The 15,717-nt window shown below is 64.8% G+C and carries 17 protein-coding genes; 10 read left to right on the top strand and 7 right to left on the bottom strand.

The window, feature by feature from the left end; all coding sequences use genetic code 11:
* The first annotated feature begins 25 nt into the window (after positions 1-25).
* Positions 26-457 carry a CBS domain-containing protein gene (locus tag LB518_RS14455; protein WP_224578230.1) on the top strand — a complete coding sequence of 144 codons (432 nt, stop codon included), beginning with the start codon at positions 26-28 and terminating at the stop codon, positions 455-457.
* A gap of 22 nt (positions 458-479) precedes the next feature.
* Here the strand turns inward: LB518_RS14455 and hisI are convergent, their stop codons facing one another.
* From hisI to folE, 3 genes are all read right to left on the bottom strand, one after another.
* The gene (gene hisI / locus LB518_RS14450; RefSeq protein ID WP_224578229.1) at positions 480-935 is read right to left on the bottom strand and encodes a phosphoribosyl-AMP cyclohydrolase; all 456 of its coding nucleotides are present in this window, start codon (positions 933-935) and stop codon (positions 480-482) included.
* Complete coding sequence (locus LB518_RS14445; protein ID WP_224578228.1) at positions 932-2,221, bottom strand: 3-phosphoshikimate 1-carboxyvinyltransferase; 1,290 nt, start codon at positions 2,219-2,221, stop codon at positions 932-934. The genes hisI and LB518_RS14445 overlap by 4 nt, the downstream gene beginning before the upstream one ends.
* Positions 2,222-2,295: 74 nt before the next feature.
* A complete protein-coding gene (gene folE / locus LB518_RS14440; RefSeq protein ID WP_224578227.1) occupies positions 2,296-2,916 on the bottom strand; it encodes a GTP cyclohydrolase I FolE in 621 nt (206 codons plus the stop codon).
* 88 nt (positions 2,917-3,004) lie between these two features.
* On the opposite strand from folE, the gene LB518_RS14435 reads away from it, so the two are divergent.
* Genes LB518_RS14435 through yidD form a run of 4 tightly spaced genes read left to right on the top strand, consistent with a single transcriptional unit; the run spans position 3,005 to position 4,496 of the window.
* Positions 3,005-3,454, top strand: a complete 450-nt coding sequence (locus LB518_RS14435; protein ID WP_224578226.1) for an iron-sulfur cluster assembly scaffold protein — start codon at positions 3,005-3,007, stop codon at positions 3,452-3,454.
* A 9-nt stretch (positions 3,455-3,463) separates the two neighbouring features.
* Complete coding sequence (locus LB518_RS14430; protein WP_224578225.1) at positions 3,464-3,832, top strand: VOC family protein; 369 nt, start codon at positions 3,464-3,466, stop codon at positions 3,830-3,832.
* A 30-nt stretch (positions 3,833-3,862) separates the two neighbouring features.
* Entirely contained in the window at positions 3,863-4,159 is a 297-nt protein-coding gene (locus tag LB518_RS14425) for a hypothetical protein (protein WP_224578224.1), read from the top strand.
* Between the two features lie 31 nt (positions 4,160-4,190).
* Entirely contained in the window at positions 4,191-4,496 is a 306-nt protein-coding gene (gene yidD, locus LB518_RS14420) for a membrane protein insertion efficiency factor YidD (protein ID WP_224578223.1), read from the top strand.
* A 12-nt stretch (positions 4,497-4,508) separates the two neighbouring features.
* Here yidD and LB518_RS14415 read toward each other — a convergent pair whose 3' ends face one another.
* Entirely contained in the window at positions 4,509-5,801 is a 1,293-nt protein-coding gene (locus tag LB518_RS14415; protein ID WP_224578222.1) for a hypothetical protein, read from the bottom strand.
* A gap of 202 nt (positions 5,802-6,003) precedes the next feature.
* On the opposite strand from LB518_RS14415, the gene thrS reads away from it, so the two are divergent.
* The gene (gene thrS, locus LB518_RS14410; protein WP_502845833.1) at positions 6,004-7,977 is read left to right on the top strand and encodes a threonine--tRNA ligase; all 1,974 of its coding nucleotides are present in this window, start codon (positions 6,004-6,006) and stop codon (positions 7,975-7,977) included.
* A gap of 59 nt (positions 7,978-8,036) precedes the next feature.
* On the opposite strand, the gene LB518_RS14405 is transcribed toward thrS, so the two are convergent.
* Positions 8,037-8,453 (bottom strand): VOC family protein, encoded by a 417-nt coding sequence (locus LB518_RS14405; RefSeq protein ID WP_224578220.1) that lies wholly within the window; start codon positions 8,451-8,453, stop codon positions 8,037-8,039.
* Between the two features lie 96 nt (positions 8,454-8,549).
* Here LB518_RS14405 and LB518_RS14400 point away from each other — a divergent pair, with 96 nt between their 5' ends.
* Positions 8,550-9,257 (top strand): helix-turn-helix transcriptional regulator, encoded by a 708-nt coding sequence (locus LB518_RS14400; protein WP_224578219.1) that lies wholly within the window; start codon positions 8,550-8,552, stop codon positions 9,255-9,257.
* Between the two features lie 430 nt (positions 9,258-9,687).
* Entirely contained in the window at positions 9,688-11,706 is a 2,019-nt protein-coding gene (locus LB518_RS14395) for a C1 family peptidase (RefSeq protein ID WP_224578218.1), read from the top strand.
* Positions 11,707-11,736: 30 nt separating this feature from the next.
* On the opposite strand, the gene LB518_RS14390 is transcribed toward LB518_RS14395, so the two are convergent.
* On the bottom strand, positions 11,737-12,897 hold the full coding sequence (locus LB518_RS14390) for an RgsD C-terminal domain-containing protein (protein ID WP_224578217.1): 1,161 nt from the start codon (positions 12,895-12,897) through the stop codon (positions 11,737-11,739).
* 198 nt (positions 12,898-13,095) lie between these two features.
* Between LB518_RS14390 and LB518_RS14385 the strand changes: the two genes are divergently transcribed.
* Together LB518_RS14385 and LB518_RS14380 are read left to right on the top strand one after the other, a co-directional pair.
* Positions 13,096-13,671, top strand: coding sequence for a nitroreductase family protein (locus tag LB518_RS14385; RefSeq protein ID WP_224578216.1), 576 nt, complete (start codon positions 13,096-13,098; stop codon positions 13,669-13,671).
* A gap of 114 nt (positions 13,672-13,785) precedes the next feature.
* A complete protein-coding gene (locus LB518_RS14380; protein ID WP_224578215.1) occupies positions 13,786-14,928 on the top strand; it encodes a DUF2336 domain-containing protein in 1,143 nt (380 codons plus the stop codon).
* Here LB518_RS14380 and LB518_RS14375 read toward each other — a convergent pair.
* A complete protein-coding gene (locus LB518_RS14375; RefSeq protein ID WP_224578214.1) occupies positions 14,925-15,707 on the bottom strand; it encodes an NAD kinase in 783 nt (260 codons plus the stop codon). The two genes, LB518_RS14380 and LB518_RS14375, sit on opposite strands and share 4 nt — an antisense overlap.
* Positions 15,708-15,717 lie beyond the last annotated feature (10 nt).

Genomic DNA, 15,717 nt, shown 5'->3' with positions numbered 1-15,717 from the left:
GCCTCGTTTCAAGGGAGCCGACGCCATGACCGTTGCCGCGATCCTCGCCCGGAAGGGCCGAGACGTTCTCACAGTCCCGAAGGAAACATCGGTCGCCGAGGTGGTTGCGATCCTCGCCGAGCGGCGCATCGGCGCTGTCGTGGTTGCCGATGATTTCCAACGCATTCTCGGCATTGTCTCGGAACGGGACGTCGTGCGCATGCTCGCGCAGGCAGGAACCGATGGGCTGGTTGCGAGCGTCGCATCGATCATGACCGCGAAGGTCATCACCTGCAGCGACCAGGACACCATCAATGACGTCATGGAACGGATGACGCATGGCCGGTTCCGCCACCTGCCGGTGGTGGAGGACGGCCGGCTCGCCGGGATCATCTCGATTGGCGACGTCGTGAAGGCGCGCATCGAGCAAGTCGAGCGCGAAGCAGACGAGATGCGGGCCTATATCGCGATGGCATGAGCCAGCCGGCTCGGCGTCGCATTCAGCCGCCGTAGACGGCCTTCGGATCGAACAGCGGGACATCGCCGGTCGGCTCCAGCGCGACGGCCTGCGACGATTGCTGGCCGAGCGGGATGCGCCGGTAGAAGCACCCCTTGCGGCCAGTGTGGCAGTTGGCGCCTGTTCCCGCCGTGACGACGCGGACGAGGATCGCGTCCTGGTCGCAATCGACGCGTATCTCGGTCACGGTCTGGACATGGCCGCTGGTCGCGCCCTTGTGCCAGAGCTCCTTCCGCGAACGGCTCCAATACCAGCCTTCGCCGGTCTCGATCGTTTTCGCCAGCGCCTCCTGGTTCATCCAGGCGACCATGACGACATCGCCGCTTGCATCGTCGACGACGATGGCCGCAATCAGCCCATCCGCGCCGAAGCGGGGCATCAGGACGAGGCCTTCCTCGATCTCGGCGTGCGTGCCGGGCGAAGCGAAAAGATCGCTCATGCGGCTTCCTCCTCTCGGAGTTTCAGCCCGACGCCGAGCGAGGCGAGGGCATCCCAGTAGCCGGGATAGGTTTTGCCCGTGCAATCCGGGTCGAGGATCGTGATGCCGCCGATCTTGAGGCCGGCGAGCGCGAAGCTCATGGCGATGCGATGGTCCGAATAGGTCTCGATCTCGGTCGGCAATGTCTGGCCGGCGAGGTCGGGATCGGAGGCGACGATGAGGTCGTCGCCTTCTTCATGCGCGAGCCCCGGCCGGATGCGCGAAAGCTCGGTCGAGAGCGCACGGATGCGGTCGCATTCCTTGACGCGGAGATTGGCGATGCCGACGAAACGCACCGGCGTTTCGTTGAAGGCAGCGAGGACGGCCAGCGTTGGCACGGCATCCTGCATCTGCGAGCCGTCGATTTCGGCCGGCAGATGGGGGAATTCCGCGATGAGGGCGGCCGCGGCGGCGTCCGGCTGCGAGAAATCCTCGGTTGCGACGCCAAGGTCGATGGCGCCGTCTGTGAGCACCGAAGCTGCCCAGAGATAGGTCGCCGCGGAAGCGTCTGGCTCGACATGGATGTCGGCGGCCGTATAGCCGGTCGGCTCGATGCGCCAGGTCGCTTCGTCACGCTTCTCGACCTTGGCGCCAAAGGTGGTCATCGCCGCGACGGTCAGGTCGACATAGCCGCGTGCGCCGAACGTGTCGCCGGTGAGCGCGACCTCGACCGGTCCGGTTCCGCACGCTGCCGCCATCAGCAGGGCCGAGACATATTGGCTCGACAGGCTGCCATCGATCTCGATGCGCCCGCTGCCGAAGGCGCCGGTGCCATGCACCGTGACCGGGGGATAGCCGCCGGCATCGCTGCAATCGATGCCGACCGATTGCAGCGCGGCGACCAGCGGGCCGATCGGGCGCTTGCGCATATGATCATCGCCATCAACCACCGCCGTGCCGTCGACGAGCGTCACCGCAGCGGTCAGGAAGCGCATCGCGGTGCCGGCATTGCCGAGAAAGAGCGGGCCGGCCGGTGCAGCGAGGCGCCCTGTGGAGGTAACAACGAAGCTCGTCGCGTCGGGCTCCTCGACCGTGACGCCCATGTCGCGCAGCGCTGCCGCCATCAGCTTGGTGTCGAGGCTCTTGAGCGCGCCCGTGATCTGACTGGTGCCGTTTGCCAACGCCGCCAGCAGCAGCACGCGATTGGTGATCGACTTCGATCCGGGCGGCGAGACACGGCCGTAGAGCGGAGCGGTTGCCGGCGTGATCGTGATGGACTTCGTCGTGCGCGGTGCAGCTTCGCTCATGGGTGCAGCCCTTGGATCGTAGGGGAAGGAGAGCGGCTTAGACCAAAGACGCGACCGCGCACAAGGGGCGAGGCTCAGCGCCGGCCCTCGACCAGCTGCAGGAAGCGCGCCCGCTCGGCCGGATCGGTCTTGAAGACGCCCTTGAAGCTCGTAGTGACGGTCGAGACGCCGGATTTCCGCGCGCCGCGCATCGAGACGCAGTGATGCTCAGCCTCGATCGCCACGGCGACACCGTGCGGGGCGAGCCCCGTCTCGATCGCGTCGGCGATCTGCTGCGTCAGCCGCTCCTGCATCTGCAGCCGGCGCGCGTAGGCATCGACCAGCCGCGCCAGCTTCGACAGCCCGACGACGCCGCCGTTCGGCAGATAGGCGATATGCGCCTTGCCGATGAACGGCACCATGTGGTGCTCGCAATGCGAATGGAACGGGATGTCGCGCAGGAGCACAAGATCTTCATAGCCGCCGGCCTCGTCGAAGACACGGTCGAGAATGGCGGCCGGATCCTCCTCATAGCCGGAATAGAATTCGCGATAGGCCTTGGCGACGCGCGCCGGCGTTTCCAGCAGCCCTTCGCGGCCGGGATCATCGCCGGCATAGGCAATGAGCGTGCGCACGGCCGCCTCGGCTTCGGCCGCGCTCGGCCTTTCAGCCGGCCGTGGCGCGTATTTCAGGTGAGGCGGGGTCTTGGCATCCATGCTCGGCTCCGATGACGAACGGTTTCGGAGCCTTGTATCTGGATCGGATGCACGGAACTTTCTATATGTCATCGCATCGGAGGCGCCGATGATCGATGAAATCTACAATGCGCGGATCCTGGAATTCGCGGCCAATATCGAGCGCATCGGCCGTCTTGCGGCGCCCGACGCGACCGCTAAGGCCCATTCGCGCCTCTGCGGCTCGACCGTCACTGTCGATATCGTGATGACCGGCGATGTCGTGACCGACTTCGCGCATGACGTCCGCGCCTGCGCGCTTGGCCAGGCGACCTCCGCGATCATGGCGCGGCATGTCGTCGGCGCGCGGGCGGAGGAACTCCGCGCGGTGCGTCTCGCGATGCAGAAGATGCTGAAGGAGAATGGCCCGCCGCCCGAAGGCCGCTTCGCCGATCTCAGATATCTTGAGCCGGTGCGCGACTACCGCGCCCGCCACGCCTCGACGCTGCTGACATTCGATGCCGTGGTCGATGCCATAGGCCAGATCGAGGCGGCGCGCGCCGCGGATGCCGCCGAGTAGGAGGAGCGCATGGGCTACGACCATCTCGGCTTCAATGTGAAGAACTTTCTCGCAAGCCGCGATTTCTACATCCGCCTGCTGGCACCGCTCGACATCGGCGTCGTTCACGAAACTGCGGAATGGGCGATGTTCGGGGAGGACGGGCAGGGACTGCTCTGGATCGGCAGCTATGGCGATCCGCCGGGGCCGATCCATTTCGCGTTCAAGGCGCGCGATCGCGCGGCCGTTCACGCTTTCCATGCTGCGGGATTGGAAGCCGGCGGACGCGACAACGGCGCGCCCGGTCTCCGGCCGCAATATCATCCCGGCTACTACGCCGCCTTCATCATCGATCCCGACGGGCACAATGTCGAGGCCGTGCTCCATGAGCAGGCGTGAGAAGGAATGAGCAGGCGTGAGGAGGATCGCATGATGTCGAGGCGCATTCTGGCTGGCCTGATCGGACTTGCCGTGTTCGCCGGCAGCCTTTTGCCCGCGCCGGCTTTCGCGCTCTCGGCCGATGGCCAGACGATCGTCGATCGGCTCAAGGCGACGATCCCGGACCTGAAGCCGGTCTGTTCCGATCGAAACAAGCTGACGGCGGCGGTGACCGCAGCGACGATCGCGCTCGCCGAGGCGAAGAAGATCAACGGCGACCACGTGATTGCGAGGAAGGCCGGCACGGAGGCTGGATATTATCTGTACTTCCACTGCCCACCGGCATGAGGCGAAGGCGCCTGGCGCGCGCCCGAAGGGTTTGCCGGCGCTGATCGGCATTGGCCTCATCCGCGTCTACAAACTCGTCCTGTCGCCCTTTCTCGGCCAGAACTGCCGCTACCTGCCGACCTGTTCCAGCTATGGCGAGGAGGCGATTACGCACCACGGGCTCTGGGCCGGCGGCTGGATGACGCTCGCGCGCTTCCAGCGCTGCGGCCCGTTCGGCGCCTCGGGCTTCGATCCCGTGCCCGAAAACCTTCGTGCTGACGCACGCTGGTATCTGCCCTGGCGGTACGGCCAGTGGACGGGCCGGCATATCGACCCGAAGACGCGGCTCGATCGCTGAGCTTCGGGGCAGCTAGAAGCAATCCTCTTCAGGGATATCGAATTGCTTGCAGCGCCCTATGGCGACGGCTAAATCCTGCGCAACGGCGTCATATCCGCTTACGGACTGCTTGCCGATGAAGAAATCCGTGGTCGCAGGACGTGTCGCGCCGGCGAAATCTGCGATGAACTCGTTGTTCTTTCCCTCGCCCCATATCGTATCAATGCCGAATTTGGTCTTGTACTGAGACGGTGACACGGAGTCGAACTCGTTGAGAGCGGCAATGGTCTTGTCGCCCTTAACAAGGTTGTCTTTCGAAAGCGTCGTCCAATTCCCCACGACCTTATCAATGGAAGTCTTGTCCAGATTTGGCACTGGAGAAATTGCCGATTCCTTAGGATTGAACCAGATATACCTGTTCACCTTGGCCGAATCCGCCTGCGCCTTTGCGGCATTCAACACGAATAGATAGTAAGCGTTCTGCAAGGTGTGAAAGGACGCGTTGTCCGTAGGACAAACGCCTTTCACCGACAATGCCAATTCAATCCGTCTTGCGGGTTGAGAGCGATAACGAAAGCAGTAATCGCTTTCCTTGGAGATGGATAAGACGCCGAGCGAATCGTCGGCGGTTTCCGGTTGGTCATTGTTGAAGATGACAGCCAGTGCTCCTGTCGTCGCGAGGCCGCCCGAGCAGTCCCCGTTGGGTGAGAATTCCAGAGCAAGCTTGGCCCTGTCGGCACTGTCCGTGTCGGAGAGTTCGCCGTCGATGTATTTGTCGACGAGGCGATTGCTGAGATCGACGAAAAAATCGAGCCCGTCAGTAAATGGATTGGCCGGAATGGGCAGGTTCTTGGTCGAGTCCGCCAGAATCCGGAGTGCGATCGTTGCCGCCCCATCCTTCTGTATCTTCACGAGGCGTATCGCGAATTCAGCCGAGGAATAGACGTTGTCGCCATTTTTCAATCGAAACCTGGACAGAAGCTTTTGCTCGACGGGAAGGCTGACCCTGCCGCTCTGATAGTCGTTCACACCGATGAGGAACGCGCGAGGAAACGTGACCTTCTTGGTTGCGCTTCCGGTGGCACCCTCGATTGTCGTCTCGATATAGAGCCCGATGGATTTGTCGGAGCTGATCCAGCCCGAATACTTGTTCTCCACAGCGCGGACGAGCTGGAGCGTGACAGCATCATCTTGAGCAGAGATACAGCGGCCGACGCTCTCGTCGTCAACCCTGACGATTATCCCGCCGTCCAGTGAATCGGCGGCAGCCGGTGCGGCGGCCAGTAATAGACAGGCGACAAGCAGTCTTACGGCATTTCCAGACATAGGAGCCCCCCTGTCCCGAACACACGTTGAACGAGTATAGTGCATTCCTGCACAATAGTCTCGACGCATTCGCCATTCCCTTCCGGCCCAAGTTGGATTATCCGGACGGCGGCGCCCTTGGCGCTCGATACCAATCTGCGGCTGGCAATGCCGCCCAACCGCTTACCCGCGCTCGTCTGCGGGAGTGAGCAGGAGAGATATGATGATCCATCTGACCTTCCCCGATGGCTCCGTTCGCGAATTTGCCGCCGGCACGACCGGCCGCCAGGTCGCCGAGGGGATTTCGAAATCGCTGGCCAAGAAGTCGGTCGCGATGACGCTCGGCGGCACGCTCACCGACCTTTCCGATCCCATAACGGCCGACGCCTCGATCGAGATCGTGACGCGCGAGGATCCGCGCGCGCTGGAACTGATCCGTCATGACGCCGCCCATGTGATGGCCGAGGCCGTGCAGGAACTGTTTCCGGGCACCCAGGTCACGATCGGCCCGGTGATCGAGAACGGCTTCTATTACGATTTCGCCCGCCCCGAGCCGTTCACGACCGAGGATCTGCCGAAGATCGAGGCGAAGATGCGCGAGATCATCACGCGCAACGCTCATTTCACCAAGGAAGTGTGGTCGCGCGAGGAGGCGAAGCGGGTCTTCGCCGCCAAGGGCGAAGCGTTCAAGCTCGAGCTGATCGACGCGATCCCGGCTGGTCAGGATCTCAAGATCTACAAGCAGGGCCAGTGGTTTGACCTTTGCCGCGGCCCTCATATGGCCTCGACGGGCCAGATCGGCTCGGCGTTCAAGCTGACCAAGGTTGCCGGCGCCTATTGGCGCGGCGACTCGACCAAGCCGATGCTGACGCGCATCTATGGCACCGCCTGGCATGATCAGGTCGAGCTCGATGCCTATCTCCACATGCTGGAGGAGGCGGAGAAGCGCGACCACCGCAAGCTCGGCCGTGAGATGGACCTCTTCCATTTCCAGGAAGAGGGACCGGGCGTCGTCTTCTGGCACTCCAAGGGCTGGTCGATGTTCCAGGAGCTGATCGCCTATATGCGGCGGCGCCTGCGTCCGCTTGGCTATCAGGAGGTCAACGCGCCACAGCTGCTCGACAAGTCGCTGTGGGAGACCTCGGGCCATTGGGGCTGGTACAAGGAGAACATGTTCGCGGCGCAGTCGGCCGGCGATGACACCGAGGACGAGCGCGTCTTCGCGATCAAGCCGATGAACTGCCCCGGCCATGTGCAGATCTTCAAGCACGGCCTGAAGTCCTACCGCGATCTGCCTCTGCGCATGGCAGAATTCGGCGCGGTGCACCGTTATGAGCCCTCAGGCGCGCTGCATGGATTGATGCGCGTGCGCGGCTTCACGCAAGACGATGCGCATATCTTCTGCACCGAAGAGCAGATGGCGGACGAGTGCCTGAAGATCAACGATCTGATCCTCTCGACCTATGCCGATTTCGGCTTCGGCGAAGTGGTGGTCAAGCTCTCGACGCGGCCCGAGAAGCGCGTCGGTTCCGATGCGGTGTGGGATCACGCCGAAGCGGTGATGATGCGCGTGCTCAAGACCATCGAGGAACAGTCGGGCGGCAAGATCAAGACCGGCATCCTCGAGGGCGAGGGCGCGTTCTACGGGCCGAAGTTCGAATATACGCTGCGCGATGCGATCGGCCGTGAATGGCAGTGCGGCACCACGCAGGTCGACTTCAACCTGCCGGAGCGTTTCGGCGCCTTCTATGTCGACAGCGACGGCACCAAGAAGACGCCGGTGATGATCCATCGGGCGATCTGCGGCTCGATGGAGCGATTCCTCGGCATCCTAATCGAGCATTTCGCAGGCCATTTCCCGCTCTGGTTCGCACCGGTGCAGGTGGTGGTCGCGACGATCACCTCGGAAGCCGATGGCTATGCCGAGGCCGTCGTCGACAAGCTCCGTGCGGCGGGCCTCCGGGCCGAGGTCGATCTTCGCAACGAGAAGATCAACTACAAGGTGCGCGAGCACTCGGTCGCCAAGGTCCCGGTGATCCTCGTCTGCGGCAAGCGCGAGGCGGAGGAGGGCACCGTCAATATCCGCCGTCTCGGCTCGCGCGATCAGGTCTCGGCAACGCTCGATCAGGCGCTCGCCGACCTCCTCGCGGAAGCAACACCGCCGGACCTGCAGCGGAAGTTGGCGGCAGCGGCCTGACATTCTGCGGCGCGCGGTTCGTTGAGCTGCGCGCCGCCTGCTTCGGTCCAAACCGTGATTTACCGGTCGAGGCGCTGGATCGCTTCAGCCGAGACCGGCGTGAAGAAATTGACGAGATTACCGTCGGGATCGCGGAACAGCAGAGAGCGGTTGCCCCAAGGCATGGTCGTCGGCGACTGAACGAGCCCGTCGGCGAGGAATTCTGCGAGTTCGCCGAACGCCGCATCGACATCCGCAACACGGAATTCGATGATCGCGGTGTGATTGTCTGCCGGGCGGGCAACGCCCGCGCCGAAGAGCTGCGCGGTCCGCGCGCTGCCGATCGCCAGCGTGCAGGCCGGCGTAGCCAGCTCGGCGAAGTCCTCGGTGTACAGCACCGCCGGCAGGCCCGTGATCCGTTCATAGAACGCCACCAGCCGACTGACATCGGCGGTGATGATGCGGATCGAGACAAGGCTCATCGAGACGGGATTCATGGCGGGCTCTCCTTCGGCAAACGTCTTCATGGCGACGAAATCCCTCCGCTTGTAGAAGGAGCCTGCTGCCAGCGTGCCGTCAGCAGGGAGAGCCGCATGCGTCGCGCCGATCGATTGTTCCAGCTGATCCAGATCCTGCGGCGCACGAGCCTGCCGGTCACCGCCGCGGAGCTTGCGGAGGAGCTCGAGGTCTCGAAGCGGTCTGTCTATCGCGACATCGCAGACCTCATCGGCCAGCGCGTTCCGATCCATGGCGAGGCGGGCTTCGGCTATGTGCTCGAAAGCGGCTTCGACATGCCGCCTTTGATGCTGACGGCGGACGAGGTCGAGGCGGCGGTTCTCGGCGCGCAATGGGTGGCCGACAAGGGCGATCCCGTGCTTGCCGCTGCCGCGCGTGATCTGATCGCGAAGATCTCGGCGGCGCTGCCCGAACGGCTCAGGGAACTCGCGGCCAACCCGGTCCTCGCCGCGGCGCCTGCGCAGCACAAGACGCCGGACGGGATCGACGTTGCCAAGGCCCGGTTGTGGATTCGCGACGGCAAGAAGATCCGCATCCTCTATCAGACGGAAGAAGGCGCGCCGAGCGAGCGGATCATCTGGCCGGCGATGCTCGGCTATACCGAGCATGTCCGCCTGCTCGCCGCCTGGTGCGAGTTGCGTCAGGACTTCCGTCTGTTCAGGCTCGACCGTATCGTCTCGGCCGACTTCCTCGACGAGCATCACGGGCGCCGGCCCGGCGATTTGCGGTCGGCGTGGCGGCGGCAATTCGCGGCGAGGGCGGCACCAGCTGTCACCGGCGAATAGTCTGGATCTGATCGACATGACGGGAGCGACGGCCAGAGCCGGCTGCCGCTTCGGAAGAACCTTCATTCCGCGCGTGGCGAGGGCGTCGGATAGCGGCGCTGCGGCAGGTCGACCAGCGGTAGGCAAAGGCGGCGGTTCGGGCGGGCCGGTTGCTTGCAACTGAAGCGGGAAGGCGTAGGATCGACGGGTTGAACGCGCATGGCAGGGGGATTGCCATGATGCCTGTTTCGGCGTGCTCGTCACCGGTCCCAGAGTTAGTCGGCTTCTCCATCGTCCGCCCTGCGGGCGGTGGTGCTGTGCTGTCTTCGCTTCTGCGGCAGCGGGGAAGCGCCACCGAAACCGTCGGTCCTCGCGCGATAGCGAGCGACGCGGCGTTCCCCCGAAACCTCGTCCCTGCGCCCGTTCGAGATGCGTATCGGAGGAGGCATGCATGGCCCGCAAGTCGGTTTCGAAGACGAAGTCGCCCAAGCCCGAGCCCTCGGCGCGGAAATCGAAGCCGGGCGGCGATGGCAAACCGCAACGCACCTTCGATGCGCTGCCCGATACGCTCGACTTCCGCGACCAGATCTTCGTGCCGACCCTGATCCGGGTCGGTGCCGTTTCCGATCTGGCGTCCTATCGCGCTTTCGGCCTGCCGGTGCTCAATCAGGGCAGTGAAGGCGCCTGCACCGGCTTCGGCCTCGCCAGCGTCGCCAACTTCCTGCTTCGGTTGCGCGGCAGCGCCACCACGGCCGACAAGGTGAGCGCATGGATGCTCTACGCGATGGCCAAGCGCTATGACGAGTGGCCGGGCGAGGATTATTCCGGCTCCAGCGCGCGTGGCGCGATGAAGGGCTGGTTCAAGCATGGGCTTTGCGCCTACGACTTGTGGAACGAGCGCGATCCCGATCCGACGCTCGAGGAGAAGCGCGCCGCCGATGCGCTGGGGCGGCCGCTCGGCGCTTATTTCCGCGTCAATCACAAGGATCTGGTTGCCATGCACTCGGCCATCACCGAGGCCGGCATCCTCTATGCGACGGCCAGGGTGCATGAGGGCTGGCAGGCGGTCAGGTCCGGCGATGAGGTCATCGAATATCGCGAGGGGTCGATCGGCGGCCATGCCTTCGCCATCGTCGGCTATGACCGCCAGGGCCTCTGGATCCAGAACAGCTGGGGCGAGGGCTGGGGTGCGGGCGGGCTGGCGCGGCTCTCCTATGCCGACTGGCTGAAGAACGGCACCGATGTCTGGGTGGCGGCGCTTGGGGCGCCCATCGATCTCGTCGGGCCGGGTTCTTCGGCGACGATGCGCGGCTCGGCACCGCGCAGCTACCAGAGCAAGGTCTTCGCTGATCTCCGGCCGCATATCGTGACGGCGAAGAATGACGGCATCCTCGACGACAAGGGTACCTATGGGCTGACGGAAGACGGATTGAAGACGCTGATCACGGAGCGTATGACCGCGACCATGGCCGACTGGCCGAAGAAACGCGTGCTGCTCTACGCGCATGGCGGGCTCGTCTCGGCGAATTCGGCCATCCAGACGGTGTCGAGCAATCTCGGACCGCTGATGGACGCCAAGATCTATCCAATCTCCTTCATCTGGCGGTCCGATGCGTGGTCGACGATCTCCAACATATTGCGCGAGGCGATCGGCCAGCGTCGCGACGAGGGCCTGCTCGACAAGGCGAAGGACTTCATGCTCGACCGCTTCGACGACACGATCGAGGTGGTCGCCCGCAATCTCGGCGGCAAGGCCATGTGGGACGAGATGAAGGAGAACGCCATAGATGCGACGACGAAGGCGAAGGGCGCCGCCCGCCTCACCGCCGACCATCTGGTCAAGCTCTCGGCCAAGGGAAAGATCGACGAGATCCATCTCGTCGGCCATAGCGCCGGTTCGATCTTCCATGCGGAACTGGCCCGCTATCTCGCCAGCAAGAATGTGGTGATCGACAGCGTCAGCCTGTGGGCGCCGGCCTGCACGATGGACGTCTTCGATACGATCTATCGGCCGCTGGCAGAGCAGGGCAGCATTAGGAAATTCGATCTCTACACGCTCGATGATGCCACCGAGCAGGACGACAACTGCGCCAACATCTACAACAAGTCGCTGCTTTATCTGGTCAGCAACGCCTTCGAGAAGACGGCGCGCATACCGGGCATCCGGCCTGACGGCCAGCCAATGCTCGGCATGGAGCATTTTGCCTCTCGAATTCCCGCAGCTTTCTGGGTGAAGGGCCGCCGCACCTGGACGCTGTCACCCGGAAGTTCAAGCAAGGCGCTGCACCATGGCGATTTCGACAATGACGCGGCAACGCGCGAATCGACGCTCGCCCGTATCGTCGGCGACGCGGCCAGCTCGGCTGCACTGCAGGTTCCCGGCGCGGCGGCGACAGCGTCGAGCACAGACCGGCAGCGCTTCCGCAAGGTCCTGAACACGGCGCTGCGGCTCGACCGCCCGACGACATGACGACGGAATGCCGGACTCAGTCAGGCCGGCTCAGGGTGCGGGCGCGGCTGACGCCGGCGGGGTCTCGGCTTCCTTGGTCAGTACTTCCACTTCGCGGTCGCGGCCGGCCTCGACGGTGAAGTTGCGTTCGTGGATCTGGTTGTCGTGCTTGGCGACAGCGGTGTAGTCGCCGATCGCGAGCACGACGTCCGGGAAGGCGCCGACGCTGTCGAAGACGCTGTCGCCGCCGGGCGTCAGCACCGACCATGATGTGTTGGCGAGCGCTTCGCCGCCGGAATCGGCCACGAGCTTCAGCGTGATGCGCGCGGCCTTCTGGAACAGGGTCGCCTCGACGAGCTTGCCTGCGTCCACCTTGATGTCGGCGCGCACGGCGGCGTTGGCGTCGCCATAGCGGCTGACCACGTGATAGATGCCCGCCGTCAGGCGGACCATCTGATCGGGGTCGACATCCGAGACGATCGGCGACGTCTCCTGATCCGTCTCGTCCGTGCCCGGATAGATGTCGAATTTCGAGAGGGCCGGTGTGATCGGCAGGTCCTTGCCATTGACGGCCGTGAGCTTCAGGCCTCCGGCATTCAGCACGAAGGTATCGTGGCCGCCTTCCCCGGTGACGGCGAGCGTGCGGGTCATGGCGGCCCGGCCATAGGCGGCGTTGACGATGTAGTTGCCCGGCGGCAGATCGAGGCGGACCGTGCCGCCGCGCTGCTCGCGCACCAGCGGCAGATGACCGTCGCCGCCGCGTTTCTCGGAAAAGATGCGCCACACCATGCCGGATGGGATCGCCGCGCCGTCATCGGTCAGCTTCGCCTGGAGTTCGACGGCATGCGGGTTGACGCGGAGCGGAGCGGCCTGTCGGGGCGCGGTCGGAAAGGCCGGCTTCAGCAATGCGCCCGGATCGATCGGCGTCGGCAGCAGAGGGGCGAGCGGCAGGGGATCGGCGGCTCCCGGTGACGTGGCGAGGTCCCCGCCCGTCAGGTTCGGAGCGCTGAGGCCGCCGGATGCAGGCGCGGAAGGAATATCGGCGGGCGGAACGGGGTCGGCGTTAAGCTGTGGAGCGTTGCTCCCGGCCCCGAGAATCGGCGCAGGCCCAGGACCTGGGCCTCCACCCGATGACTGCGCCACAGCCACGAGCGGACTGATCGTGAGAATCGCCGCGGCGAGACAGGCTGCAAAGCCGCGCGTCATCAGCATCGATCTCCCCCAAGAGGTTTCGCCAACCGTCCGGTCATCATCACCTTAGAACCGAAGAAGGGTGGCGATTTCAAGACCCGTGCAGCTGGCGGCGAGGGTTGCATTGACCACGGATTCGTCCGATCAGTCGCCCACACCACGCTTTGCCGCGCCGGCTCTATGCCTGCGCCTTCTGTAGATCCTCCGAGATCCGAGATCATGACCGATACACTGACGCTTCTGAAGACGCGGCGCTCGATCCCCGCCGTCAACATTGTCGAGCCCGGCCCTTCCGCTGCCGAGATCGAGGACATGCTGACGATTGCAGCGCGCGTGCCCGATCACGGCAAGCTGGTGCCGTTCCGCTTCGTGCTGTTCCAGGGCGAGGCGCGGGCAGCAGCCGGCGCGGCGACGGCAGCGCTCCTCGCCGTGCGTCGGCCCGATGCCGATCCGAAGCTGATCGCAGCCGAGGCCAACCGCTTCTCCCGATCGCCGCTGGTCGTGGCCGTGGTGAGCCGGGCCGCGCCGCATGTGAAGATTCCCGAATGGGAACAGCTGCTCTCGGCCGCCGCCGCCGCCATGAACCTGATGATCGCCGCCAATGCGATGGGGTACTCGACGCAGTGGCTGACCGAATGGGTGACCTATGACGCGGAGGCGCGGGCGCTGCTCGGCCTTGCCGAGGCGGAGCGTCTGGTCGGCCTCGTTCATATTGGCACGCGCGACATCCCGCCTTTCGAGCGGCCGCGGCCTGAACTTGCCGACATCGTTACCCACTGGACCCCGCCGGCTTGAGGGTTCGCCGTTAACCCTCGGTTATGGTTGACGGAACGTTAATCCATTGATGCTCAGATCTCGCGAAAGCAGCCCCATGTCTCATGGCCGGCTGTCCGTCGGTTCGGGGGCTTCATGATCGTCCGTCAATTCCTGGAATGGCTGGAAACGGCGCCGGCTGAACGCCGCGCCGAGGCCGCGCATGCGATGGCGCGCGCCTATCTGTATTCCGATGTCGACGACGAAGCGCGCGCCGAGATGGAGGCGGCGATGACCGTCCTGCTCGATGATCCGGCGACCGAGGTCCGCTATGCGCTGGCCGATGCGCTGGCCGTCGATCCTCGTGCGCCGCGCCATATCATCCTGGCATTGGCGGCCGATCACCTCGATATCGCCGGGCTGGTGCTGACCTGCTCGCCGATCTTCATCGATCCGGAACTCGTCGATATCGTTGCAGTCGCGGATGGCGGACGCCAAGCGGCGATAGCGGCCCGTCTGCCGGTGAGCCGCGCGGTTGCCGCGGCGATCGCCGAGATCGGCGAGGCCGAGGCCTGCATCGCGTTGCTCGACAATCCCGACGCCTCGATCGCCGCAATCAGCCTTGCGCGGCTTGCCGAGCGCCACGGCGAGGATGCGGCGATCCGCGACCGGCTGCTGGAGCGCACGGACTTGCCGCCCGACATCCGCCAGATGCTTATCCGCCAGCTCGGCGACCGCCTGGGCGCGTTCGTCTCTGGCAAGGCCTGGATCGCCCCGGAACGGGCGCAGTTCGTCACGCGTGATGCCTGCGAGCGAGCGACGATCGCCATCGCCGCCGAATCGGCGACGGAAGATCTCGCCGCGCTGGTCGAGCATCTGCGTGTCACTGGCCAGCTCACCACGGCCCTGCTGCTCCGCGCCGTCTGCGCCGGCAATATCAGTCTGTTCGAAGCCGCGCTCGCGATCCTCTCGCGCATGCCGGAGGGCCGCGTCGCCGGGCTGGTCCGCTCGGGTCGGCCCTCGGCCCTGCGGGCTGTCTATCAGAAGGCGGGAATGCCGGCCTCGGCGTTCGAAGCCTTTGCTGCCGCCATCGAAACGGCCCGCGAGGCTTCGCATGAGAGTGTTCCGGTCAGTCGTCACGCACTGGCACGGCGCACTGTCGAGCGCGTCATGGAACGTTACAGCGCGATTACCGACGGCGAGGCCAACGAGCTTCTCGCCATGCTGCGCCGTTTCGCGGCCGAGGAAGCGCGCGAAAGCGCCCGCACCGTCGCGCGCGCCGTTCGCAACGCCGCCTAGTAGCGGAACTGCTCGTTCAGGATGCGCTCGTCCCAGCTATGGCCGGGATCGAAGAGGATCAGACTCTTGGCGCGGCGGTCCTGGCGCACGACGATCTTCAGGACCGACTTGATCTCCGTGTGATCCGCCACCGCGTTGACCGGCCGCTTTTCGGGCTCCAGCACTTCGAGCGTGACGCGGACGCGATCGGGGATCAGCGCTCCGCGCCAGAGACGCGGCCGAAACGCACTGATCGGCGTCAGCGCCAGCAGCGGGGCATGGATCGGGAGGATCGGGCCATGCGCTGACAGGTTATAGGCGGTCGAGCCGGCGGGCGTCGCCACCAGCACGCCATCGCCGCTCAATTCCTCGAGGCGGACGCGATCATCGATCGAAATCCGCAGCTTGGCCGTCTGGTAGGACTGGCGGAACAGCGACACTTCGTTGATCGCATAGGCGCGGTGTTCGTTGCCCTGCTGGTCGAGCGCGTCCATCTGCAGCGGATGCAAAGTCGAGGCGACGGCGGCGCGGACGCGCTCGCGCAATTCGTCTTCGCGGAACTCGTTCATCAGGAAACCGACCGAGCCGCGGTTCATTCCATAGATCGGCTTGCCCGAATTCATGAAGCGATGGAGCATCTGCAGCATGAAACCATCGCCGCCAAGCGCGATGATGATGTCGGCCTGCTCGGGATCGACGCTCCCATAAAGCGATTTCAGCCGCACCTCGGCGGCGGCCGCCTCGGGGGTGCCGCTTGCGATGAACGCCAGCGCGCCGCCGAAGAGTTCCTGCTTTGCCATGACCGACTGC

Source organism: Mesorhizobium sp. BR1-1-16, assembly GCF_020165495.1.
In the GTDB taxonomy this organism is placed as follows: Bacteria; Pseudomonadota; Alphaproteobacteria; order Rhizobiales; family Kaistiaceae; genus Kaistia.
This window is presented reverse-complemented; position numbering and strand designations above follow the sequence as displayed.

Excerpts from the sequence above, each read along its gene's own strand:
- LB518_RS14400 (WP_224578219.1), top strand. The coding sequence starts at position 8,550 with ATGCGTCGCGCCGATCGATTGTTCCAGCTGATCCAGATCCTGCGGCGC.
- LB518_RS14395 (WP_224578218.1), top strand. The coding sequence starts at position 9,688 with ATGGCCCGCAAGTCGGTTTCGAAGACGAAGTCGCCCAAGCCCGAGCCC.
- LB518_RS14380 (WP_224578215.1), top strand. The coding sequence starts at position 13,786 with ATGATCGTCCGTCAATTCCTGGAATGGCTGGAAACGGCGCCGGCTGAA.
- LB518_RS14375 (WP_224578214.1), bottom strand. The coding sequence starts at position 15,707 with ATGGCAAAGCAGGAACTCTTCGGCGGCGCGCTGGCGTTCATCGCAAGC.
- LB518_RS14405 (WP_224578220.1), bottom strand. The coding sequence starts at position 8,453 with ATGAATCCCGTCTCGATGAGCCTTGTCTCGATCCGCATCATCACCGCC.
- LB518_RS14385 (WP_224578216.1), top strand. The coding sequence starts at position 13,096 with ATGACCGATACACTGACGCTTCTGAAGACGCGGCGCTCGATCCCCGCC.
- LB518_RS14435 (WP_224578226.1), top strand. The coding sequence starts at position 3,005 with ATGATCGATGAAATCTACAATGCGCGGATCCTGGAATTCGCGGCCAAT.
- folE (WP_224578227.1), bottom strand. The coding sequence starts at position 2,916 with ATGGATGCCAAGACCCCGCCTCACCTGAAATACGCGCCACGGCCGGCT.
- LB518_RS14430 (WP_224578225.1), top strand. The coding sequence starts at position 3,464 with ATGGGCTACGACCATCTCGGCTTCAATGTGAAGAACTTTCTCGCAAGC.
- LB518_RS14415 (WP_224578222.1), bottom strand. The coding sequence starts at position 5,801 with ATGTCTGGAAATGCCGTAAGACTGCTTGTCGCCTGTCTATTACTGGCC.
- LB518_RS14445 (WP_224578228.1), bottom strand. The coding sequence starts at position 2,221 with ATGAGCGAAGCTGCACCGCGCACGACGAAGTCCATCACGATCACGCCG.
- LB518_RS14455 (WP_224578230.1), top strand. The coding sequence starts at position 26 with ATGACCGTTGCCGCGATCCTCGCCCGGAAGGGCCGAGACGTTCTCACA.
- LB518_RS14425 (WP_224578224.1), top strand. The coding sequence starts at position 3,863 with ATGATGTCGAGGCGCATTCTGGCTGGCCTGATCGGACTTGCCGTGTTC.
- LB518_RS14390 (WP_224578217.1), bottom strand. The coding sequence starts at position 12,897 with ATGCTGATGACGCGCGGCTTTGCAGCCTGTCTCGCCGCGGCGATTCTC.
- hisI (WP_224578229.1), bottom strand. The coding sequence starts at position 935 with ATGAGCGATCTTTTCGCTTCGCCCGGCACGCACGCCGAGATCGAGGAA.
- thrS (WP_502845833.1), top strand. The coding sequence starts at position 6,004 with ATGATCCATCTGACCTTCCCCGATGGCTCCGTTCGCGAATTTGCCGCC.